This window comes from Gabonibacter chumensis (assembly GCF_024741215.1).
Classification (GTDB): Bacteria; Bacteroidota; Bacteroidia; order Bacteroidales; family Marinifilaceae; genus Gabonibacter; species Gabonibacter massiliensis.
On record NZ_JANSKB010000002.1, the window covers coordinates 336,924 to 358,508 of the forward strand.

At 41.9% G+C, this 21,585-nt stretch carries 21 protein-coding genes and 1 riboswitch; of the genes, 7 read left to right on the forward strand and 14 right to left on the reverse strand.

The genetic code is table 11. The annotated features are described in order from the left end of the window. Positions 1 to 103: 103 nt before the first annotated feature. The 6 genes from metH to NVS78_RS08120 all read right to left on the reverse strand — a co-directional run bounded on the left by metH (position 104) and on the right by NVS78_RS08120 (position 8,200). A complete protein-coding gene (gene metH, locus NVS78_RS08095) occupies positions 104 to 3,625 on the reverse strand; it encodes a methionine synthase (RefSeq protein ID WP_286358734.1) in 3,522 nt (1,173 codons plus the stop codon). A 181-nt stretch (positions 3,626 to 3,806) separates the two neighbouring features. Beyond that, a complete protein-coding gene (locus NVS78_RS08100; RefSeq protein WP_286358735.1) occupies positions 3,807 to 4,565 on the reverse strand; it encodes a UPF0280 family protein in 759 nt (252 codons plus the stop codon). Positions 4,566 to 4,567: 2 nt separating this feature from the next. Then, a complete protein-coding gene (locus NVS78_RS08105; protein ID WP_286358736.1) occupies positions 4,568 to 4,984 on the reverse strand; it encodes an NIL domain-containing protein in 417 nt (138 codons plus the stop codon). Between the two features lie 28 nt (positions 4,985 to 5,012). Then, complete coding sequence (locus NVS78_RS08110; RefSeq protein WP_286358737.1) at positions 5,013 to 6,155, reverse strand: homocysteine biosynthesis protein; 1,143 nt, start codon at positions 6,153 to 6,155, stop codon at positions 5,013 to 5,015. A gap of 322 nt (positions 6,156 to 6,477) precedes the next feature. Further along, a riboswitch (SAM riboswitch) is annotated at positions 6,478 to 6,580 on the reverse strand. Between the two features lie 235 nt (positions 6,581 to 6,815). Continuing rightward, positions 6,816 to 7,385 carry a porin family protein gene (locus tag NVS78_RS08115; RefSeq protein ID WP_286358738.1) on the reverse strand — a complete coding sequence of 190 codons (570 nt, stop codon included), beginning with the start codon at positions 7,383 to 7,385 and terminating at the stop codon, positions 6,816 to 6,818. A gap of 50 nt (positions 7,386 to 7,435) precedes the next feature. Further along, positions 7,436 to 8,200, reverse strand: coding sequence for an RNA methyltransferase (locus NVS78_RS08120; RefSeq protein ID WP_286358739.1), 765 nt, complete (start codon positions 8,198 to 8,200; stop codon positions 7,436 to 7,438). Between the two features lie 56 nt (positions 8,201 to 8,256). Between NVS78_RS08120 and tamL the strand changes: the two genes are divergently transcribed. Genes tamL through NVS78_RS08140 form a run of 4 tightly spaced genes read left to right on the forward strand, consistent with a single transcriptional unit; the run spans position 8,257 to position 12,985 of the window. Beyond that, positions 8,257 to 10,578: a translocation and assembly module lipoprotein TamL gene (gene tamL, locus NVS78_RS08125; protein WP_289623360.1), complete on the forward strand. Its 2,322-nt coding sequence runs from the start codon at positions 8,257 to 8,259 to the stop codon at positions 10,576 to 10,578. A gap of 36 nt (positions 10,579 to 10,614) precedes the next feature. Further along, a complete protein-coding gene (locus NVS78_RS08130; RefSeq protein WP_286358741.1) occupies positions 10,615 to 11,562 on the forward strand; it encodes a sensor histidine kinase in 948 nt (315 codons plus the stop codon). A gap of 4 nt (positions 11,563 to 11,566) precedes the next feature. Further along, a complete protein-coding gene (locus NVS78_RS08135; protein WP_286358742.1) occupies positions 11,567 to 12,217 on the forward strand; it encodes a response regulator transcription factor in 651 nt (216 codons plus the stop codon). Positions 12,218 to 12,253: 36 nt separating this feature from the next. Continuing rightward, positions 12,254 to 12,985 (forward strand): nucleotidyltransferase family protein, encoded by a 732-nt coding sequence (locus NVS78_RS08140; RefSeq protein WP_286358743.1) that lies wholly within the window; start codon positions 12,254 to 12,256, stop codon positions 12,983 to 12,985. Here NVS78_RS08140 and NVS78_RS08145 read toward each other — a convergent pair. The 8 genes from NVS78_RS08145 to NVS78_RS08180 all read right to left on the reverse strand — a co-directional run bounded on the left by NVS78_RS08145 (position 12,959) and on the right by NVS78_RS08180 (position 20,443). Next, positions 12,959 to 13,348 carry a DUF6146 family protein gene (locus tag NVS78_RS08145; RefSeq protein ID WP_052649366.1) on the reverse strand — a complete coding sequence of 130 codons (390 nt, stop codon included), beginning with the start codon at positions 13,346 to 13,348 and terminating at the stop codon, positions 12,959 to 12,961. The two genes, NVS78_RS08140 and NVS78_RS08145, sit on opposite strands and share 27 nt — an antisense overlap. Before the next feature lie 116 nt (positions 13,349 to 13,464). Continuing rightward, entirely contained in the window at positions 13,465 to 13,842 is a 378-nt protein-coding gene (locus tag NVS78_RS08150; RefSeq protein ID WP_286358744.1) for a RidA family protein, read from the reverse strand. Between the two features lie 124 nt (positions 13,843 to 13,966). After that, a complete protein-coding gene (rbr, locus tag NVS78_RS08155) occupies positions 13,967 to 14,539 on the reverse strand; it encodes a rubrerythrin (RefSeq protein ID WP_286358745.1) in 573 nt (190 codons plus the stop codon). A 193-nt stretch (positions 14,540 to 14,732) separates the two neighbouring features. Continuing rightward, a complete protein-coding gene (locus NVS78_RS08160; protein WP_286358746.1) occupies positions 14,733 to 16,235 on the reverse strand; it encodes a potassium/proton antiporter in 1,503 nt (500 codons plus the stop codon). A gap of 12 nt (positions 16,236 to 16,247) precedes the next feature. Beyond that, complete coding sequence (locus NVS78_RS08165; protein ID WP_286358747.1) at positions 16,248 to 17,519, reverse strand: DEAD/DEAH box helicase; 1,272 nt, start codon at positions 17,517 to 17,519, stop codon at positions 16,248 to 16,250. A 148-nt stretch (positions 17,520 to 17,667) separates the two neighbouring features. After that, complete coding sequence (locus tag NVS78_RS08170; protein ID WP_286358748.1) at positions 17,668 to 19,068, reverse strand: alanine/glycine:cation symporter family protein; 1,401 nt, start codon at positions 19,066 to 19,068, stop codon at positions 17,668 to 17,670. 92 nt (positions 19,069 to 19,160) lie between these two features. After that, positions 19,161 to 19,703 carry an HD domain-containing protein gene (locus NVS78_RS08175; RefSeq protein WP_286358749.1) on the reverse strand — a complete coding sequence of 181 codons (543 nt, stop codon included), beginning with the start codon at positions 19,701 to 19,703 and terminating at the stop codon, positions 19,161 to 19,163. 53 nt (positions 19,704 to 19,756) lie between these two features. Next, positions 19,757 to 20,443 (reverse strand): superoxide dismutase, encoded by a 687-nt coding sequence (locus NVS78_RS08180; protein ID WP_286358750.1) that lies wholly within the window; start codon positions 20,441 to 20,443, stop codon positions 19,757 to 19,759. A gap of 181 nt (positions 20,444 to 20,624) precedes the next feature. Between NVS78_RS08180 and NVS78_RS08185 the strand changes: the two genes are divergently transcribed. Genes NVS78_RS08185 through NVS78_RS08195 form a run of 3 tightly spaced genes read left to right on the forward strand, consistent with a single transcriptional unit; the run spans position 20,625 to position 21,579 of the window. Beyond that, entirely contained in the window at positions 20,625 to 20,906 is a 282-nt protein-coding gene (locus tag NVS78_RS08185; RefSeq protein WP_041503788.1) for a YtxH domain-containing protein, read from the forward strand. A gap of 6 nt (positions 20,907 to 20,912) precedes the next feature. Beyond that, the gene (locus NVS78_RS08190) at positions 20,913 to 21,308 is read left to right on the forward strand and encodes a phage holin family protein (RefSeq protein ID WP_286358751.1); all 396 of its coding nucleotides are present in this window, start codon (positions 20,913 to 20,915) and stop codon (positions 21,306 to 21,308) included. Further along, a complete protein-coding gene (locus NVS78_RS08195; RefSeq protein ID WP_286358752.1) occupies positions 21,265 to 21,579 on the forward strand; it encodes a hypothetical protein in 315 nt (104 codons plus the stop codon). Before NVS78_RS08190 ends, NVS78_RS08195 begins: the two co-directional genes overlap by 44 nt. Positions 21,580 to 21,585 lie beyond the last annotated feature (6 nt).

Sequence of the window (21,585 nt, forward strand, 5' to 3'; positions counted from 1 at the left end):
GTTGAGATGTCCCTTTGGAAGTAATCTTACATTTTTCATTCGTAAGATCGCTTCTCAAAAGAACTCAAAATAGATTACGTTACGTTGCTTTCTTTTTATACGTTTATCTGTTCAATAATTTTTTGCCTTCTTCGAGTGAGATCCCTCTACGTCGGCAATAGTCCGCGAACTGATCGTCTCCGATTTTACCGATACTGAAATAACGGGCTTCGGGATGGGCGATCAGTAATCCGCACAGACTTGTCGTGGGGGTTATGGCATACGAAGAGGTCAGGTGAACTCCGATCTCTTCGGTTGCATTCAGTAGTTCGAACACATCTTTTTTTAGCGAGTGGTCGGGGCAAGCCGGGTAACCGAATGCGGGGCGAATCACATGTAATCCTTCGTTGAGTTGTTCCTGCATCCATTCCGCGCAGGCTTCTGCGATTCGTGCGGCCAGACTTTCCCGCAGCAATTGCTCGAACTCGCGACACGAACAGGAGGGATGTAAATCGGCCACCTTCAAACAGAAGAGTCCGATACTGTTTTTCCCCTCGGCTTTAGGCGTAATAAAATCGGCGAGGGAGATGCATTCGCTTCGCGGGGCCTGTTGGCGTAGCATCGGGAGACGATGTCCACCGTCTAAAACAATGTCGTCGTTTTCCGAATAGGCATCGTAAAAGCGTGCGATTAGGGAGATATCAAACTCTTTTTTAACGATAATTTCTTCCAACATCTTCATGGCTGCCTCGTAGGTTTTTTCAGCCTCTTCATTGGTAAATAGGATTTCGGGATATTTCCCTTTGAACCCCCAGAAATGAAAGAAAGGGGTCCAATCGATGCGGTTGACGAAATTTTCCACGTTTATGTGTTTTCCGGTCAAATGGTGTTCTCCGAATTCCGGTGGAGGATAAGAGTTCCTGTCAAAGAGCGGAGCTTTTCCTCTGGCCTCCTGCAAAGATAGTAACGGGGCGGATTTCGAATTATAGTGCTGTCGTATCTCTTCCTGCTTTTCTTTAATTTTTGCTATTGTTTTCTCCTTATCTTTTAGGAGTTGTTTTAGGATGGTTACCGTGCGGGAGGCGTCTCCGCCTTCCGTAACGCAATAATCGTATAAAGGTGCTAATTTCACCGCCGTGTGTACCGATGAGGTAGTTGCTCCCCCGACGATTAGCGGTATTTCCAATTGCTCTTTTTGCAATAGCTTGCATAACTCTTCCATCTCTCCAAGGGAAGGCGTGATCAATCCGCTAACCCCGATAAAATCGGCTTTTTCCCGTTTGGCAGCTTCCACGATGGTAGGGTGATCGATCATAACTCCCAGATCGATCACATCGATGTTGTTGCAGGAGAGTACGGTATGTACAATATTTTTACCGATATCGTGTACGTCTCCTTTTACTGTCGCGAGTATAATCTTAGGTTTCCTTGCGGATACCCGGGTATTATTCGTGTTGTAACGCTCGATTTCCGGTTGCAAACGGGCGACGGCCTCTTTCATAACTTTGGCGGATTTTACGACTTGGGGTAAAAACATTTTACCTTCCCCGAATAATTGGCCTACCCGTTCCATTCCGTTCATCAAGGGTTTCTCTATAATTTCTATCGGAGAAGTATAGCAACCGATAGCCTCTTGAAGGTCTTCTTGTAAATAGTCGGTAATTCCTTTACTTAAGGCATAGGCCAAGCGATCTTCTAATGAATGGGAACGCCACTCTTTTGCTTCGTGCTGTTTGATTGTCGTGTCTGACATTTTGTACTTCTCCGCAATGGAAATCAGGTTTTCTGTGGCTTCCGGTTTCCGGTTTAGTATCACGTCTTCTACTGCGTTTAAAAGTTCCGGCTCGATCTCGTCGTATACCCGTAACAACGAGGGATTGACAATCGCCATATCCAATCCTGCTTGAACGGCATGGTAAAGGAAGACCGAATGCATGGCTTCCCGGATCGGATTGTTTCCACGAAAGGAGAAAGAAAGATTGGATATTCCTCCGGAAGTATGAGCTCCTCTTAGATGATCTTTTATCCATCGTACCGCTCGGATGAAATCTACCGCGTAGTTGTTGTGTTCCTCTACTCCGGTTCCGATAGCTAAAACATTGACATCAAAGATAATATCTTCGGGAGGAAATTGTAGTTGTCGTGTTAATAAACGAAATGCTCGGTCTGCGATAGTAATTTTCCGTTCGAAGGTGGTGGCCTGTCCGGCCTCATCGAAAGCCATAACAACGACTGCCGCACCCAAGCGGTGTATTTCCCTTGCTTTGGTTAAAAACTCGGTTTCTCCCTCTTTCAGACTGATAGAATTGACAATGCATTTCCCTTGAGCATTCTTTAATCCGGCCAGAAGAGTATACCAATCCGAAGAGTCAATCATAAAAGCAGCTTTGGCGACATCCGGTTCGTTACCGATGATTCGAACGAAACGTTCCATCTCGGTAACACTGTCGAGTAGAGCATCATCCATGTTGATATCGATCACGGAGGCTCCGTCGGCGATTTGCTCACGGGCGATAGAAGCGGCTTCCTGGTATTTTTTCTCCCGGATAAGGCGGGCAAAGCGGGCCGATCCGGCCACATTCGTACGTTCGCCGATATTGGTAAAATTAGTTTTGGATACATCGATCGTGACGGAATCCAACCCGCTAACCTTAAGGAGGGGATGTACTAATGGCGGTTTTCTGGGAGGAACTGTTCCCAGTGCAGTGGCGATAGCCCGGATATGCTGCGGGGTGGTTCCGCAACATCCACCTGCAATATTGATTAGCCCTTCTTCTGCCATTTTTCGGAGTTGCTTGGCTGTATAGTCCGGCGATTCGTCATACTCACCCGTTTCGTTCGGTAGGCCTGCATTCGGATAAACACTCAGGAAACAGGGAATCTTGTTGGCCATTTCCTTTAAAAAAAGATGCAGGTCTTTTGCCCCGAAAGAGCAATTCAATCCGAAGCTTAGGATCGGGTAGTGGGAGAGTGCGATGAAGAGAGCTTCTATGGTTTGTCCGGTTAAGGTTCGTCCACTGCGATCGTTTACGGTAGCTGAAAGCATGACCGGAAGTTTACTCCCTTTTTCTTCTTGTACTTTCTTGATGGCATAAAGTGCTGCTTTGGCATTTAATCCGTCGTATATGGTTTCGACCAATAGCAAATGTACACCACCGTCAACGAGTCCTCGTACCTGGATCTCATAAGCGGCTGCTAAGGTATCAAAATCGATACTCCGGAATTCGGGTTGTTCGGGATCAGGCGATAGCGTTAAGGATTTTGAAGTAGGACCGATACTTCCGGCAACGTAAATTTTCCGTTCCGTGTGGTTCTTTGCCACCTCGACCGCGATACGTGCTCCCTCCGCGTTGAGTTGATATACCCGGTCCGAGCACCCGTAATCTTCCTGCGATATGGCGTTTGCGTTAAAGGTATTGGTTTCAATAATATCGGCTCCAGCCTCTATGTAACTCTCGTGTATTTCTCGAATAATATCCGGGCGGGTAAGGTTTAGGATGTCATTGTTGCCTTTTAATGGAAGCGGATGATCGGTGAATAGCTCTCCCCGAAAATCTTTTTCACTCAAACGGTATTGCTGTAGGGCAGTTCCGGTTGCTCCGTCCAGTATCAGTATTCTTTTATGTAGTTCTGTTCTTATATCCATGATAAAGAATGGTTTATTTGCATGAAGCCAAAGAAACGGTCAGTATGGTCGAACATGGCCTTAGCTTTTTAAATTTTGTTCTTCTGTCTTCAAATTTACATAAATTTATTGGTTTATGATGTCTGTAAAGCCAATAAGGCTGTTCTGTTTAGACTTATAGACTTAGCGAACCTCATTTGTTTTATTTCCAAATTTTGAAATCGAATTTTCCCGAGATACCGATCTGTGTATCCTTGATGCAGATTGCTGCCAAAATCTTCGGTATATCTCCGATTTTTTCAATGCAAGGTTCTATATCGGCTGTCGTTTGAATTTGATTGGCAAACGCTGTGGCATAGGTGTCAGCCAAAGCGCAATCCTGACAAACGATCATGACGGCATCCGCTTGACCAAAGCTTAGGGAAGGCCCAACCGTACCGGAGGAGGTACAAATTCCCAAGGGAGAACGGTCGGCACGAATCGTGAATCCTACTTTCTCGGATAGCGGAGAAGATCCCGCAAATACGGCGATATCGATATCCTCGTGAATATCTGCATAGATATCGCCGCCGTTTTCGATGATGATTTCCCGGATGGGAAAAGCCGTTTTCAGTTCTGCTGCAATTTGTCCGGCAACGGCTCCTGCAACGGCACTCATAGGCCCAATACCCGAACGGAAGGATACATCGGACATCCGTTGAAAGATGAGCGGAGCTTTTCTTTGAGGCGTGTAAGGGATCAAAGCTTTTCGGTACTCGGGATCTTGGTTTAGATAAGTATCCATCTCTTGTCGCAATCGTATGACACGGGAGAGGGCGTAGGCTCGTATCTCCTCCCGGTAGGAAGCCTTATCGATGCCGATCCATAAATCGGTTTCCTTATGAACGATCGTGAACGTACACCAACGCTCTTGTCTCAGATGTTGTCGGTAGGTACGATTCGTGTATTCCCTGTTGTTCATGGTCATTGGATTTCGGAAAATTCAATTTTAAAGAGCTTCAAAGGACAAGCCTTCAGACATAGTTTACAGGCAATGCACTTTTCAGGATTAAATCGGAGTTTCCAGTCCGGAGCTCCGATTGTCAACGCATGAGAGAAACAGGCGGAAACACAATTTCCGCAGTTCAAACAACGATTTTCGTCGTGTGAAACTTTGCTGGAAACCGGATTTGCAATGACTCCGTTTTGCCTTAAAAAGGCAATGGCCTGTTCGATTTTCAGTTCGTCGGCATCAAATTCAGCCAATAAAGTTCCTGTTTTTCCAGGTTGAATTTCAGCTTTTAATATATTGATTTTTATATCATAAATGCGAATAAGGTCGTATACCAGAGGTCTATCTGTGGCGTCAACCGGAAATGATAGTATTAATTTTTGGGCCATAATTTGTTTTTTTGTCTGTTCATACTTGCTATTCTTGTTCTTTCAGGCTTTTTAATGAAGTGCCGACAGGCATCGGACGAACCGGCTCTGTCAATAGAAAATCGCCTTTTCGAATCCATTCTTTTAGTATGTTAGCGATCTCAATAGCCTTGGAGAGACTCGAGACGGGGGCTGTTCGAATTTTCTGTCCATCGATTTCGATCTCTCCGGATTGTAAGGCTGCATAATTCGTTTTTCCCAGTATTTTATTACCATCTCCATAATCAACGATAGTGGTTTCGATTTGTTCGTTTCGGATGGAAACCCGTCGGGCCATCTCTTCATCTAATATCGGTATGGGAATGCCGATTCCCACGAAAAGACTTACCCCGTATTTTTCGTAGTATACTCCTCGTAAAAACTCCGTACTCATCTTTTTCAGATCTCCGATAACGGCTAATGTACGGGCATTGCTTGTCGGTATACCATAAGCATTTACCTTTTTCGTGGAGTGGAATTGCGTACCGTTCCAGGCAACATAACCTTCCGCTCCGCAAAGAAAGATTCGGGTTCCTAAGCCGATGGTACGACATTCCGGATCGTTTATCAGGGGAGAGAGCTCTCCGGCCGTACTATAGGCGGCATTACGTAACTTGGGTAGTAACGTACCCATATAGGTATATTTGATTTGATCCGTTGAGTTTGTGGCTACATTGTAATTTTGATAAGCGTTTCTCGGGTTATAGAGATAGGCTTCGTTGATGGTTTCCTTGGATATTTTGGTTTTAATATGTTTTCTCGGGTAACAATCGGTGCCCTTGCCCCATGCTTCCAAGGTTATTTCTTTTCCGGCAATCAGATCTTCTATCAGATGCGCTCCTCCGTAAGAGGGTATTTCCGGGTTACAATCGGTAGCTCCGATATAGGTGTCCACGGCAGCCAGTCCCCCGCAAACCCGTATCCCGTTTAATTCAATTTTTTCCATGCGGATGGGAGGATTGGCATGTCCGAAATTTAGGAAAGCACCGGAAGAGCACATAGCACCGAATGTTGCTGTGGTTACTACATCTACTTTCTCTGCAATTTCTTTGGGAGAGCAAGTCTTTGCCAATTCGGAAACTTCTTCTGCTGTTAGGACAACAGCTTTTCCGTTTTTAATTTTTTCATTTATTTCCGTATATGTTTTTGTCATGATCGATTCTTTTATGAATTTATAAGATAAAACAAAGATTTTAGGGTAACTGCCTGGCAATTACCATGATTATAAGGTGGTCGTGAATAGATTGCGATATGGATATTTATCGGGAAGTGTATTAATTAACTTCCTATTGAAAAAACTTTTCAATACTACCTTGAAATCAAAAAATCGAAAAAAGTCTGGGGTAAAAGAATATTAGCGCATGCAGCGCATACGCATAGACATGACGAAAAGAGGAGAGAAGGAATTTTGACTGTTAAGGGCGATTCCGTTCCGGTACTGATTTTTCTTTTCTGTTTTCATGCTTTTGGGTTTTAAATTATAACTCCTGTATTCAGGTCGGGTTTTGGCACCTTTCGAATTTTCGCAGGTTGCCGGAGTTTCCATGAGCCCGTTCTCTCTACTCCTCTTTATAATTCAAATAATCTTTTGAAGATTGAATTGATAGGACAAAGAAAAAGATAAAAATAGAATAAAACAAATCTTTTCGTGATTTTTGATGGTAGGAATTGAATGATTCTGTGATTTAGGGATTTAGAGATTCAGTGATTGGGTGGTTAGTAAAATGAACGTAGAATTTTTTAATGATGTTTTTTTATGAAAAAACACACTGCCTGGTTTTTATTTCAGGCAATGTGTTTATGTTCTTTTTCATTATATGATTCTGAAACCGAGAGTCAGATTAACAGTACTCGGAGCTTTTACTCCGTCACCGAATTTTTTTAAACCGAATTCGTAATCCACATCGAAGGTCACTTTCCATACATCGACTCCGGCTCCGACCTTTCCGTTCCACATCATCTTATCGGTATCGAAATAATCTTTAGAAAGTCCTTTGATCTTCACGTCTTTGGTTATGAATGAAGCGACCGGACCTACAAATCCGCGTAACTTCACGACGGGCAACTTTAGAAGATAATAACCGACCATGACAGGAATATCTATGGAAGAGTATTTTAAATTCCGCTTCTCATTCGTTGCCTTGTCCTTTGCCTGCGTTTCCTTGTGTGCAAAATTCAAAGCCGGTTCCAAGTAGATTTTTCCGAAATTGACTCTGACAAAGGCTCCAAACATATAGCCACCATGAGATTCAACTTTTAAGTCTTTTACCTTAATTTTCGTGTCGTTCCAACCTCCATGAATTCCGATACTGATAGGAAGCGATTGTGCCATTGTCACTACACTGAAGAGACAAAATAAAGATAATACTACCAATTTTTTCATATTGCATTTCATTTTAGTTCCGGTGTAAAAATATGAATAATTTTTAATTTTTAAATCTGTTTACGTTTAAATTCAGATAGAATAATGCCGGTGGCAACACCTACGTTTAGGGATTCTGTCGAATAAGTACCATCAGCAAAACTGGGTATGGTCAATTTCCGGCTTACGAATTGTTCTATTTCGGGGGATATGCCTTTACCTTCGTTTCCCATCACGATAAACCCTCGCTCTTCCAAATGGGAGCGGTAGATGTTTTCACCGTGGAGGAAAGTACCGTAACATTTGAAATCATCTTTCACGAACTGAGGGATAAACGAAAGCAAATCCACGTAATAAACGTTTACGCGAAAAATAGCTCCCATACTGGCTTGAACGCATTTGGGATTAAAAATGTTTGCACAATCGTGATCGCAAAATACGGAATGGATGCCGAACCAGTCACATACTCTTAGGATGGTTCCCATGTTACCCGGATCTTGAATACCGTTTAATATCAGAGAGTGTGTGTTGCTGATTTTTTCCGGTTGATACGTTTTATCGGGAATTTCAGCCAAAGCAATCACTTCCGGTAAAGATTTGAAATTGGATAGAGTCTTCATTTCAATCTCGTTTACTTCTATGGTCCGGCATTGTCTTGAGATTCGGGGATGACGATCTATCCATTCCGGATAAGCGACAATGGTATCGATTTTCAGATCGGACAAAAGTAATTCACCTACTAATTTTTCACCTTCTGTTTTAAAGAGATTATATTTATCCCTGAATTTCTTTTTTTCGAGGTTTTGGATTACATTTGTTAGATGTTTGCTAAGCATATTTTAGGCTTGCTGGTTAATAAAATACAAACATAATATTTTTTTGAGATTTGAGCATGGGTGCGGTGTGTAAGATAGGTATTATTTTGTCTATATTTTGTTTTTTCTATTCTTGTTCTCCAACCAAGTATGTGGGAAAAGATGAGTATTTGTTAGATCGGGTACGGGTAAAGGTGAGCGGTCACCGGGCGAACAGGAGTGATATTAAGCGGAATATACGCCAGAAACCGAACACCCGTATATTAGGGGCAAGTCGTTTTCATTTGGGGTTATATAATTTAAGCGGACGAAACGAGAAGAGATGGCTGAACAGGTTGTTGCGTCGTATAGGAGAAGCTCCTGTAATTTATAATCCTTTTTTGACGACCAGAAGTAACGAACAAATTAGTTTGTATCTCCGTAATAAAGGTTTTTACAAAAATCAGGTGAAAGATACCGTGTACTATAAAAAGAAGAAAGCAATTGTAGAGTATCAGATAAACACGGGTCCGCAGACGAAAATAGACGATCTCTCTTTTTTGCAAAAAGAGGAAAGGAACAATAAGGAACTGACGGGGAAGAGCAATCTGGTGGAAATGTATTATCAGGATACGCTGAAAACCTTATTGCATAAAGAGATGCCATTGGATATGGATGTGCTGGATAGTGAAAGGGAGCGAATAACGCGTATGTTGCGGGAAAAGGGATATTTCAATTTCTCCAAAAATTTTATTCAGTTTTTTGCCGATACCTCTTCGGTCAGTCGGGGCGAGACGGCAAAACTGTTTGTCCATATCATTCAGACGGTTGCGGATAGTGCTGCCTTTCAACGTTATTTCCTGAGAGATATTCATTTGGATTTCGATTACGATCCTTTGTTGAACGTGGGTGGGAGAGACTCCTCTGTCAGGCATATGGAATACGACGGATATAAAATTACCTACCGGGATCGGCTGAAGATAAAACCTAAGGTCATTACGGAGACCATTCAGATGGAACGTATGGAATTGTATAACGTGCAACGGGTGTTGGAGACTTATTCCCGTTTGCAAGCGTTGAATTTATTCAAATTTATTAATATAGATTTCAAGGAGGTCGAGACGGACGACGAGGTAAAAACCTTGGATTGTTATATTCAATTGTCACCGGTCAAACGGCAATCCTATAATGTTTTTTTGGAGGGTACCAATAGTTCCGGCAATTTGGGTATCGGGGGGAATTTCACCTATAATCATCGTAATCTTTTCAAGGCAGGAGAGAATTTTTCCGTAAGCGTATGGGGAACATTGAAAAAAGAACAAATTGACGAAAAAGGAAAGATTTTTAATACGAAGGAGATCGGGGCGGAGATCAAGTTCGTTACTCCTCAGTTTTGGATGCCCTTTTTCAAAATGAAGGATTTCAGGCGTAATTTTGCCCCGAAAACTTCTATCTCTTTTTCATACGGGTATGAATATACGCCTTATTATACCCGTTCCGTTGTGAATGCCCGTTTTGGTTATCTCTGGAGGCTTTCCAATAAAAGATGGAGGTATAATTTCGATTTAATCGATTTGAATTACGTGTTAATGAAGAATGTAAACCGGAGTTTTGTCGATAGTTTGAAAAACGAATACATTAAAAATACGTATACCGACCATATGATTTTTTCAGCTGTTTTTTCAGCGACTTACACGGATCAGATCGTTAATTCAAAGGAGATGAATTACAATTATTTCCGGGCTAATTTAGAGTCTTCGGGTAATTTGTTATGGGGTATCGACCGATTGTTCGGGGAGAGGAGAAAGGGAGAGAATCTGGATGATAAATATTACAAATGGCTGGGTGTACGTTATGCCCAATTTGTAAAGGCGGATGCCGAATACCGTTACCACTGGTATATTAATCGGGCCAACTCCATCGTTACACGGTTGTTTATAGGTTGTGGCTATCCGTACGGAAATATGAAGGTATTGCCTTTCGAAGAGTCCTATTATTGCGGGGGGGCAAGTGATATCCGGGCGTGGCAGACCCGGACGTTAGGACCGGGCTCTTATGATGTAGGGAATAAATATCCCAACAGCGTGGGAGATTTTAAGTTGGAGGCCAATATAGAGTATCGTTTTAAGTTAATTTGGTTGTTGGAAGGGGCATTGTTTGTGGATGCGGGCAATATCTGGAATATAAATCCTAAAGAAGACAGACCAGGGGCGCAATTGAACACGGAATTTTTTAATCAGGTTGCCATAGGCACGGGTGCGGGGTTGAGGATCAATGCCAATTTTTTCCTCTTGCGTTTTGATTTGGGTATTAAAGTGAAAGACCCGGCGTTGCCTGCCGGGAATCGTTTTGTGATGTTTAATTCGAAAGGAGGGTTCCGGCGTTCCGTGTTTAATATCGCTATCGGTTATCCTTTCTGATGGAAAGTGTAGAGTATTAATTGAAATATAAAGGTAATGGTTTCTCAAATTGTGGTTTATCTCTCTCTGTTGTTTCAGGTCGTGGCTATGGGTTTTGCCATTAGTTTGTTTAAACGGACTAAATTCAATGCAGCCTGGATTCTTATTTCTACCGGTTTTTTTCTGATGACGATTTATCGGGTGATCGAATTGTTCCCTTCCATGAGACGAGGCGAATACGAGGAGCTTTATTTGACGAAAGTATGGTTATCGTTTATAATCTCTTTAGCCTTTGCTATCGGTGTATTTTATATCCGTAAGGTTTTTCAGTTTTTGCGTCGTTTGGACGAGATCCGGGACGAATCTGAAAAGCGGGTGGTTTCGGCGATCATTCGTACGGAAGAACAGGAGAGACAACGTTTTGCCAAGGAGTTGCATGATGGATTGGGACCTTTATTGAGCGTCATCAAAATGTTGTTATCCGGGTTTAATACCCAAAATAAGGAAGAGGTAAACGAACGGATAAAAAATAACCTGAAGCAGGCAGTTGACGAGGCAATCGTGAGTGTTCGGGAGATATCGGCCAATATCAGTCCTCACATATTGAATAATTTCGGATTGAAGGATGCAACGGATTCTTTTATTCGTAAATTGCGTCCTGCAGAAGGAATCGATATTCAATTTAAGACCAATATTGCCGGAAGACGGTTTACCTATAACGTGGAAGTGATCATGTATCGGGTGATTTGTGAATTGATAAATAACACGTTACGTCATGCGGAAGCTACTAAGGTACGAATCGATCTTCGATATAGAAATGATATACTTTATTTGGAATACGAGGATAATGGCTTGGGATTTGATATGCAACAGATCGAGAATGAAGGAGGAATGGGGTTAAGCAATATGCGTTATCGCTTGAATTCGGGAAATGGAGATATAGAGATATTCAGCTGTCAGGGAAAAGGGATGAAAGCTACTGCTTTTATTAAATGTAATGTGTAAGACTATGGATAAATTAAGAATATATTTGGTCGACGATCATAAATTATTTCGGGAAGGGTTGAAATTATTGCTTTCCAATCAGGATTTCGTACATCATATTTATGAAGCCTCTAATGGTAGGGAATTTATAGAAAACTTGTCGTTTGTGGACTGCGACGTGGTATTGATGGATATTGAAATGCCGGAGATGAATGGGATAGAAGCTACGATTCAAGCCATGAAAATGAAGCCGGAGCTGAAAATTATTGTACTTTCCATGTACGGAGACGAGCAATATTACTATAAAATGATTGATGCCGGAGCTAAGGGGTTTATGCTTAAAAATTCCGGTATCGATAAGGTCGTAACCGCTATCCAAAAGGTTTCCGAAGGGGAGAGTTTCTTTTCCGAGGAACTTCTTGTGAATATTCTGAATAATATGCGTGATAATAAAGCGGACAATCACGACGTGGTTGATAATGACATATCCGAACGGGAATTGGAAATTCTTTGCCAGGTATGCCGGGGATTATCTAATCAGGAGATTGCAGACAAGCTGTTTATCAGTAAACGAACGGTGGATAAGCATCGGGCTAATTTATTGAGTAAAACGGGATGTCGGAATACCGCGGCTTTAGTCATGTACGCGATTAAAAATAAATTGATTCAGGTGTGAATATACAGGGTAACGGTTCTTTAAAATGGCGATATAATGAATGGAATGATATTTGCGGCAGGCTTGGGAACTCGTTTGCGACCCTTGACTAATGATCGGCCTAAAGCGTTGGTGGAGATTAACGGAAGGACTCTATTGGAACGGGTTATCGGGAAGATGAGGTCGGCAGGAGTAGAGCGTTTGGTCGTTAATATTCATCATTATGCGGATCAGATTGAAACTTATCTGAGGGTACATAATTGTTTTGACATGGATATCCGCTTGTCGGACGAACGGGAGTTATTGTTAGATACAGGAGGAGGGGTTAGGAAAGCCCGTGAACTGTTTATTCCGGAAAAAGCGGTATTGATTCATAATGTGGATATCCAGACGGATGTGGATCTTTTGGAATTAATCGCTCAACATGAAGACCGGAAAGCGTACGCGTCTTTAGTGGTACAAAAAAGTGAAGCCGACCGGGTGTTGAAATTCAATCGGGAAGGAATACTGAAAGGATGGGAAAACAAGAAGACCGGAGAACAAAAGATTGTTGACGATGATTTCTATTGTTCCCAAGAGTATAATTATTGCGGTATACAAATATTAAGTCCGGAGTATTTGGATCGTATGATTCATTCGGGCGTATTTTCTATTATTGACGAACATCTGGAACAAGCGAAATCACATTCGCTCCAAATGTTTTTATACGAGGGGCGATGCTCGGATCTGGGAACTCCCGAGGCTATCCGGCAGGCTTCTTTGTCAGAGCTTTCCGCTTCCCGGTATTAACTTGATCTTATTGGTATCTTCGAAGAATTTGAAATACATGTAAAGCTTGTAATTGAAATCAAAGCCGTAATCTATTCTCATACTGTAATCGATGTAACTATTCACGCGAGGATCTCCGCTTGCGTACCTGCGATTCCATTCCTGGGCGTAACGATAGTTGGTGAATTGATAGTATTCGTTGCTGTACTGATTTACGATGCTTTTATGGGTGGCCATCCAATAATCGAAACCGGGGTCGAATACAATAAGTTCGTAACGTGTAGAATCTTTGATTCCGAGACGTCCCGTTTTATTCGTCATATGCTGTCGTGATGCACAAGAGAAAAAGAGTACTGTTAATACAAGAATACCTAACGTTTTCATCGGATAAAGATTTAATTTATAAATTATTATCTCCTAAGTTACGAATTTTATGTAATATAACCATAAAAAAGGGGAACAAAATATCTTGTTCCCCTTTTTTTCCTGTTCCGATAGAATTATTTGACCGCGATGGTTTCGATCTCAACCATGGCTCCCATCGGAAGGGCTTTTACGGCAAATGCAGCTCGTGCGGGACAATCTGTCTTGTAATATTTGGCGTATATTTCATTCATATCCGCAAAATAGGACATATCTCCTAATAAACAAGTGGATTTGACCACGTTTTCAAAAGTATATCCAGCCTCTTCGAGAATATAACCGATGTTTTTTAAACATTGTTCTGTTTGTTCCTTAACTCCTCCTTCCACGAACTTTCCCGTGTTTACATCAATGGGAAGTTGTCCGCTGATATAGAGTGTTCCGTTTGCTTCAATCGCCTGACTGTATGGACCGATAGCTTTGGGGGCCAGGGCCGAGTTAATAACTTTTTTCATAATGATTATTATATCAATGTTTATAAATTACTGTAATATACGCGAATATACATAATTTGTTTAAAAGAAAACGAAGCTATCGGAAAACTCTACGACAGCTTCGTTTTTTAATGATAAAGGAATATCAATAGTTATTCTTTTTCTCTTCAAAATAGGCTTGTGGATGGGCACAGGCGGGACAAGCCTTGGGAGCCGTTTTGCCTTTGTGGACATAACCGCAGTTCCGGCATTGCCATAAAATCTCCTCCTCTCTTTCAAATACTTTTCCGGCTTCAACCCTTTCCAATAGTTTCCGGTAACGGGTTTCGTGTTCGGCTTCTACGGTAGCGATATTACGGAAAACAGCGGCAATAGCGGTGAATCCTTCCTCTTCGGCTACTTTTGCGAATTCAGGATACAACTCGGCCCACTCTTCGTTTTCCCCTTCTGCGGCAGCTTTCAGATTTTCTGCTGTCGTTCCGATTTTTCCGGCGGGATAGGAGGCCGTGATTTCGAGCATTCCGCCCTCTAAAAATTTGAAGAAACGTTTCGCGTGTTCTTTTTCCTGCTCGGCTGTCTCTGTAAATACGGCTGCAATCTGTTCAAAGCCCTCTTTTTTAGCTACACTCGCGAAAAAAGTATAGCGATTTCTTGCCTGTGATTCTCCTGCAAATGATTTCAATAGATTTTGTTCTGTTTTAGTTCCTCTGATACTCATAAATTTTTTGTTTTGGTGTTTTTGATTCTATTTTGATGATACAATTGTACAATAAAATACAATGAAAAACAAATCTTTATTTTTTATAAATGAATAAATAAAATCTATAAACATGAAACTCTTTTCGAAGGCAAAAGCAATGTCCAAAAAGGTACGCACTCTCCGCGTATCTGAATAATATCGGATATATCCGTTAACTGTTTTTTTGCATGGAATAGTTTTCTATGCCCAAACTTTCATAGGTTTTCTTGAGCTCTTCGTCATTGTCCGTGATCACGAGGAGTTTATCTCCTTCGTGGAGCTTTGTTTTGCCTTTGGGAACGCAGAAAGATCCTTCTACCCGTTTGACCATCACGATTAGCGTATTATCAGGTAAGACAAGGTCCATGAGGAGCTCTCCTTTGGCAAGCATCGAAGGGGTGACTTCAATTTCAGACATGGCCGTTTTGATATCTTCGGGGAGTTCCAGATTGAATGCTGCTTGCTCCGGTTCGGGAGTCGATAATCCTAAGAATTTTGCCATATAGCTGACGGTAGTTCCTTGAATGACTAAAGAGAGGATGGTGATAAAGAACACGACATTGAATATTAAAGAGGCGTGTTGAATGTTGGCGATTAGCGGATAAGTCGCAAAAATAATGGGAACAGCCCCTCTTAGACCGACCCATGAAACGTATACCCTGGATTTGGCACTCATCTTCCGGAAAGGAAGCAGGCAAAGAAATACCGTTAAAGGGCGAGCCACGATAATCATGAAGATACCGACCAGTATACCTAATCCGGCTATCGGTATCAAATCGGCGGGATTGACCAATAGTCCCAACGTGAGGAACATCACAATCTGGAAAAGCCAGGTAAAACCGTCAAAAAAGGTCATTAAACTCTTTTTGTGTACCATCTTGTGATTTCCGACCATTAATCCGGCAATGTATACGGCTAAATAACCGTTTCCCTTTAACAAATCGGTAAATGAGAATATAAAAAATACAAATGCTAACAGCAGTACGGAATATAACGATTGGTTGATGTTGATCTTATTGATCGTGAAACGAGCTAAATGCCCTAATAGATAACCGGAAACGGCACCGATGCTCATTTGCATAATAAATTGCAAGACCGTACCGCTTATACTGGATTCTCCGGATTGAATGACCTGTATCAACAATATCGTAAGCATGTAGGCCATGGGGTCGTTACTACCACTTTCCAACTCCAAAAGGGGACGAAGATTTTCTTTTAGCCCTTGCCGTTTGGATCTTAGAATCGAAAAAACGGATGCCGAATCGGTAGAGGACATAACCGCGGCTAATAAAAGAGATTCGGTAAATGTCAGAGAGATAAAGTCATTCGTCAGCCCTGTAATCTGGTATATAAAGTAACCTGTTATAAGTGCTGTTATCATTACTCCAAAAGTGGCTAACACTATGCCTTGTCCTACCACGGGTTTTATTTCGGACATTTTGGTGTCCATACCACCCGAAAATAGAATAATACTTAAGGCGATAACTCCGATAAATTGAGCGATTTCCGGGTTGTTGAACTGGATACCGAGTCCATCATTACCGAATAACATTCCGACTCCTAAGAAAAGTAACAGTGCAGGTACTCCGAATTTGAATCCGGCTTTCCCGGCAATTATACTTGTAAATAATAAAATGGATCCGATAAGTAAGATATTTCCTGCATTGAGAATCATAAGGTAGTATTTTTAAGGATTAGTGATCGAGTTCGGGTTATCTTTGCGCTTCGAGAAATTTTTCTTTTTTACGAAAGAAGGTTTCTGGGATTTACGGTTGAATCGTTTTTTAGGTTTGCCTTCAAACGCCTGCGGGTTGTAGATAGGTGCTTCACCCAATTCGGAGGGAAGTGGAATCTTGTATACTTCTTCTTCTATGAATTCTTCGATTCGGTGGAATTTGCCCTGCTCAGAATCGGAGACAAAAGTAATGGCCACACCATCTGCACTGGCTCTTGCCGTACGGCCTATTCGATGAATATAATCCTCCGGATCGTGGGGTACATCGAAATTGATGACCAGACCGATTTCATCGATATCGATACCCCTGGCGACGATATCGGTGGCAACCAACACGTCTGTTTTACCGTTTTTAAAGTTCAACATGACCGATTCCCTTTCGGGTTGTTCCAAATCCGAATGCATGGCAGCCACGTTAAATCGTTTGCGTTTTAGGGTATATGCCAGGTCTTTTACTTTTTGTTTGGAAGAGGCGAAGATGATTGTTTTGTTTTTCGTGGGTTTATTGAATAACTCTTCGATAATACCCATTTTTTGTCCTTCGTGACAAATATAGGCAGCCTGTATGATGGCTTCGTTCGGTTTTGAAATGGCAACATTGATCTCTTCCGGATTCCGTAATACCTTTTGTGCCAATTGTCTGATCTTCGGTGGCATGGTCGCTGAAAACAAGACGGTTTGCCTTTCTTTGGGAAGCTTTTCGACGATTTGCATAATATCGTCAAAAAATCCCATATCCAACATCCGGTCGGCCTCGTCCAACACGAAATATTCCACTTTGGAGAGGTCGATATCACTATGCTGAATATGTGAGATTAAGCGCCCGGGAGTTGCGATGGCTATGTCTGCTCCTAACCGGAGTCCTTTCTTTTGTTGTTCCCACAAGGCTCCGTCACCTCCGCCGTAGACGACCACCGTGGATACGGGTAGAAAATAGGAAAATCCTTCGAATTGAATGTCGATTTGTTGTGCCAACTCTCTCGTCGGAGCCATAATGAGTGCTTTCACTACATCTTCGGGGTGGTCTTTTTCGGCCAACCGATTCAATATCGGTAGAATATAAGCCGCTGTTTTTCCGGTTCCGGTTTGTGCACAGGCAATCAGATCTTTCCCTTCCAGTATGACGGGTATGGTTAATTCTTGTATAGGCGTTGTCTCTTGAAAATTCATTGCATCAAGTCCCTCTAATACAGGGGATGCCAGTTCGAGCTCATCAAATCTCATCTTCCAATAGTTTCTTTTGTTTTTATATGCTTTCTTGCATTAAATTAAGTGCTAACCGATAATTGGTTAATAGTTAATATTAAACACCTTAAATTTCTAAGCAAAGTTAATAAAAAAATTATTTTTTTGATTATTTATTAATGTAATATCATTGCCATTCGCTCGTAGAATCTTTTAATTCCGGAATACTCTTTGATTTGAATGCGGGGCTATGTATGCCGGATTTCTTTTGCTGGTGATAATCCTTTAAAGCTTTAAGGGCTATTTTGCCGAGTAACACGATTGCAATCAGGTTAATAATTGTCATAACAGCCATCGCCAAATCCGCCAAATTCCAGACCAGGTCCAAAGCGGCCCAAGAACCGAAAAGTACCATGAGTCCGACGGCTACCCGGTATAATTGCAAGTAGACCTGTTTGGGAGAGATAAATATCATGTTCGTTTCACAGTAGGAGTAATTACCGACGATGGAGCTGAAGGCGAATAATAGAATGCTGATGGCGATAAATTGTCCCCCCACGGGACCTATTTGATGGGAGAGAGCCATTTGTGTCAATTGAATTCCCTTGGTCGTACCGTCCAAGGGAATGTCCGAAAGGAGGATGATGAAAGCCGTACAACTGCAGATAATGATGGTATCCGTGAACACGCTTAGGGATTGAATTAATCCTTGTTTGACCGGATGGGAGACATCGGCGGTGGCAGCGGCGTTCGGGGCGGAACCCATACCGGCCTCATTGGAAAACAGACCGCGTCGGATTCCCTGCATGATCACGACTCCTAAACCTCCTCCGGCGAATTGTTCGAAACCGAAGGCATCGGCGAATATGGTGGTAATAAGATGAGGTATACTCCCGGCGTTCATGAATAGGATAAAAAGCGCGACCAATATGTAAGCAATGGCCATTAGGGGAACAAGAATACCCGATATGACGGCAATCCGATGGATTCCTCCGAAAATGACTAATAGAGTGAATATCGTTAATAAAATGCCTAACCAGGTACGGTCTATGCCAAAAACCTCGTGAAAGGCAAGTGTAACCGTGTTGGCTTGTACGGAATTAAACACAAGCCCGAATGTAATGGAGATAATAACGGCAAATAAAATACCCATACTCCTTTTTTTCAATCCTTTCTCCATGTAGAAGGCGGGTCCCCCGATGAAGGTACGTTCTCCTTTGGCTTTGTATATCTGGGCTAATGTCGATTCTATAAATGCCGAGGCAGAGCCGATAAGGGCTATCAGCCACATCCAGAAGACAGCTCCCGGACCTCCTAAGGCTAAAGCCGTTGCGACGCCGGCTAAATTTCCGGTTCCGACCCGGGATGCGGTGGCGATGCAGAATGCTTGAAATGAAGATACCGAATTTTTACTTTTTCCGCTTGTTATGCCTTCTCCCAAGAGTCGAAACATCTCCCGGAAATTCCGGAACTGCACGAACCGACTGAGAAATGTGAAATAAAGCCCGATGGCGATTAGGGGAACGATCAAAAAATAGGTCCAAATAAAATCGTTCGAAAAGATAATCCAATTGTTAAGTTTATCCATAATCGTTATTTTTGCTTACGGATATACGTAACCAAGTGTAGATCGGTTGTAAAGTAGTCTTATTTTTATGGCTTATCCATTCCCGTGCGGGTTTATTTCAGAAAGAGGTCGTACAACTCTTGCAAACGGGAAATTGCTTCCGATCCGAAAGCCTCTATCTCCTTGCTGATTTGCTGAACGGATTTTTCCCGGGTTAAGTCTTTGCTTTTAGAAAAGAATTTGTCTGCTAAACATATTAATTTTTCTTCTTTACTTAAAGGGAGCATCTCCCTTTCCGGAAGGGGAAGATGTCGTTCCCGGATCATTTCCGAGCTTATTCCGGATCCGGTATGGCGCTCGCACACTAAAGCGTGTCGGGGAAATCCTTCCTGACGTAACAATTCGGCTCCTAAATAACCGTGGCATATGTAAGGTTTATCTCCGTGACAACCGATCTCTGGAGCATTTGTGAGAAAGATGCCGATATCATGCAGCAGGGAGGCTTCTTTAATAAATGACGTATCCAACTCCATTTCTGGATGGAAACCGGCGAGTTCCAAGGCTTTTTCCATAACGGCTTTACTGTGAGAGTACAAAATAGAGTAAGCCTTGGAATTCGGATCGTAATATTTATGAAGTAATTCGATGGGATTCATGATCTGCTTTTTGTTTTGACAAAAATATAAAATCCATCGATAATTATTACAGATTATTTATCATATCTGCTTTTGACGGTATTCCAATCTATGATGGTCCAGAGCTTTGCGATATGATCTGCCCGTTTGTTTTGGTAATCGAGATAGTAGGCGTGTTCCCATACGTCGATGCCTAATAATGGCGTATACCCTTTGGTGATCGGATTTCCGGCATTGCTTTCCTGAAGAATGAGCAGTTTCCCGTTTTTGTCTTTGGCTAACCAAACCCAGCCCGAACCGAATAAGGATGCTGCTGCCGTTGAAAATGCCTTTTTAAAATTGTCGAAAGATCCCCACTCTTTTTCGATAGCAATTAAAAGTGCTCCGGAAGGATATAGGGTCGCATGTGGTGAAAAGGTATTGAAATAGATGATGTGATTCAGCGTTTGTGCCGCATTGTCAAAAATAGCTCCGTTTGAGTTCTTGACAATGGTTTCCAGATCGCTGCTTTCAAAAGGGGTTCCGATGATTAATTTATTCAGGTTCGTGATATACCCCTTCAAATGTTTTCCGTGGTGAAGGTTCATGGTCTCTTCACTGATGACGGGGGATAGAGCGTTTACTTTGTAGGGAAGCGGAGGTAGTGTAAAACGTTCTGACGTCTCTTTTTTCTGTGTTTGTGCCTGTATATACGGATTTCCGTTCAATAATACGGTGAAAACCAGAAAAAGAGCAAAGCGATGATAATGTGTAGTTTTCATTTTGTAAAAGTTTGTTTATGGATTAAATTCTATTCTCTTTTGTTTACGGATGAGACGCGGAATTGGTTGCCGGAGTAGGAATATCTCTATCGATTGAATCGATTTTATAAAATATTGTTAAAGAACCAAACTTTTTAATGAGGTGATTCGTTTCTTATAAACAAAACTAAAAATAGAAGAAATGAAACACGCGAATGTAAAATTACTGTTGGGTCTGGGAATCGGAGCCGCGGTAGGAGCTGCCATAGGATATTATATGGCATCGGATAAGGGCAAATTAAAAGAAGATGTTCGTCATGCGGTAGATGAAGTGAAAGAGGGGGTCAAATCCGCTTATTCAAAAGTCAAAACGAAAGCTGAAAATATCCGGGAAGAGATGACGGACAAGGCTAATGAAGTTTCCCGCAAAGTAGCAGACAAGGTAGAAAACGTGAAGGAAGAGGGAACGGCTAAAAAACAATAGTCATCCATGGAAAAAGCTGCTGAAAAGATATTCGCGAGGTTGAAGGAAGATCTTTTAACTTACGCGGAGTTGAAGCTGGAACTTTTGAAATTACATACCTACGAGAGAGTCTCTAAAGTGATAGCGATTCTTTCGTACGGTATCGTATTGATTTTGCTCGCTTTTTTTACCGTATTGTTTTTATTCTTGGGATTAGGTTTTTATTTGGGAGAACTTTTAAATAGTACGGCACTTGGATTCATTGTGGTGGCAGGAATATACCTGATCTTTTTTGTGATCATCGCCTTTTTTAAAGAAAAGATTCGAATGAAGGTGGTGAATGAAATATTAATATCGATGATGGCTAAAGACGATAAAGATGAAGATGACGAAGTTGACACCTCTGGAAGAACTGATAGCTGAGAAAAAGGAAGTGCGTTCCCGGCTTCGGCTTCAGGAAAAGAAATTGGGTGAGGATTTTTCTTATGTTCGGCAACATGCTGGAAGTTTGTTTTTGTCCGGGCTTTCCCTGCTGTTTTTTCCTTCTTCATCCGAAGATACGAAGAAAAGCGACTCTCCTTTCAATGGTTATTTTTCGGCTTTAAAGTCGGTTATGCCTTTTATTTGGGACGTGACCTTACCGATACTCATCCGTTGGTTTGTAAAAAAAATAGTTTCTCTCTTTCGAAAATGATCCGGT

Excerpts from the sequence above, each read along its gene's own strand:
- metH (WP_286358734.1), bottom strand. The coding sequence starts at position 3,625 with ATGGATATAAGAACAGAACTACATAAAAGAATACTGATACTGGACGGA.
- NVS78_RS08100 (WP_286358735.1), bottom strand. The coding sequence starts at position 4,565 with ATGAACAACAGGGAATACACGAATCGTACCTACCGACAACATCTGAGA.
- NVS78_RS08105 (WP_286358736.1), bottom strand. The coding sequence starts at position 4,984 with ATGGCCCAAAAATTAATACTATCATTTCCGGTTGACGCCACAGATAGA.
- NVS78_RS08110 (WP_286358737.1), bottom strand. The coding sequence starts at position 6,155 with ATGACAAAAACATATACGGAAATAAATGAAAAAATTAAAAACGGAAAA.
- NVS78_RS08115 (WP_286358738.1), bottom strand. The coding sequence starts at position 7,385 with ATGAAAAAATTGGTAGTATTATCTTTATTTTGTCTCTTCAGTGTAGTG.
- NVS78_RS08120 (WP_286358739.1), bottom strand. The coding sequence starts at position 8,200 with ATGCTTAGCAAACATCTAACAAATGTAATCCAAAACCTCGAAAAAAAG.
- tamL (WP_289623360.1), top strand. The coding sequence starts at position 8,257 with ATGGGTGCGGTGTGTAAGATAGGTATTATTTTGTCTATATTTTGTTTT.
- NVS78_RS08130 (WP_286358741.1), top strand. The coding sequence starts at position 10,615 with ATGGTTTCTCAAATTGTGGTTTATCTCTCTCTGTTGTTTCAGGTCGTG.
- NVS78_RS08135 (WP_286358742.1), top strand. The coding sequence starts at position 11,567 with ATGGATAAATTAAGAATATATTTGGTCGACGATCATAAATTATTTCGG.
- NVS78_RS08140 (WP_286358743.1), top strand. The coding sequence starts at position 12,254 with ATGAATGGAATGATATTTGCGGCAGGCTTGGGAACTCGTTTGCGACCC.
- NVS78_RS08145 (WP_052649366.1), bottom strand. The coding sequence starts at position 13,348 with ATGAAAACGTTAGGTATTCTTGTATTAACAGTACTCTTTTTCTCTTGT.
- NVS78_RS08150 (WP_286358744.1), bottom strand. The coding sequence starts at position 13,842 with ATGAAAAAAGTTATTAACTCGGCCCTGGCCCCCAAAGCTATCGGTCCA.
- rbr (WP_286358745.1), bottom strand. The coding sequence starts at position 14,539 with ATGAGTATCAGAGGAACTAAAACAGAACAAAATCTATTGAAATCATTT.
- NVS78_RS08160 (WP_286358746.1), bottom strand. The coding sequence starts at position 16,235 with ATGATTCTCAATGCAGGAAATATCTTACTTATCGGATCCATTTTATTA.
- NVS78_RS08165 (WP_286358747.1), bottom strand. The coding sequence starts at position 17,519 with ATGAGATTTGATGAGCTCGAACTGGCATCCCCTGTATTAGAGGGACTT.
- NVS78_RS08170 (WP_286358748.1), bottom strand. The coding sequence starts at position 19,068 with ATGGATAAACTTAACAATTGGATTATCTTTTCGAACGATTTTATTTGG.
- NVS78_RS08175 (WP_286358749.1), bottom strand. The coding sequence starts at position 19,703 with ATGAATCCCATCGAATTACTTCATAAATATTACGATCCGAATTCCAAG.
- NVS78_RS08180 (WP_286358750.1), bottom strand. The coding sequence starts at position 20,443 with ATGAAAACTACACATTATCATCGCTTTGCTCTTTTTCTGGTTTTCACC.
- NVS78_RS08185 (WP_041503788.1), top strand. The coding sequence starts at position 20,625 with ATGAAACACGCGAATGTAAAATTACTGTTGGGTCTGGGAATCGGAGCC.
- NVS78_RS08190 (WP_286358751.1), top strand. The coding sequence starts at position 20,913 with ATGGAAAAAGCTGCTGAAAAGATATTCGCGAGGTTGAAGGAAGATCTT.
- NVS78_RS08195 (WP_286358752.1), top strand. The coding sequence starts at position 21,265 with ATGAAGATGACGAAGTTGACACCTCTGGAAGAACTGATAGCTGAGAAA.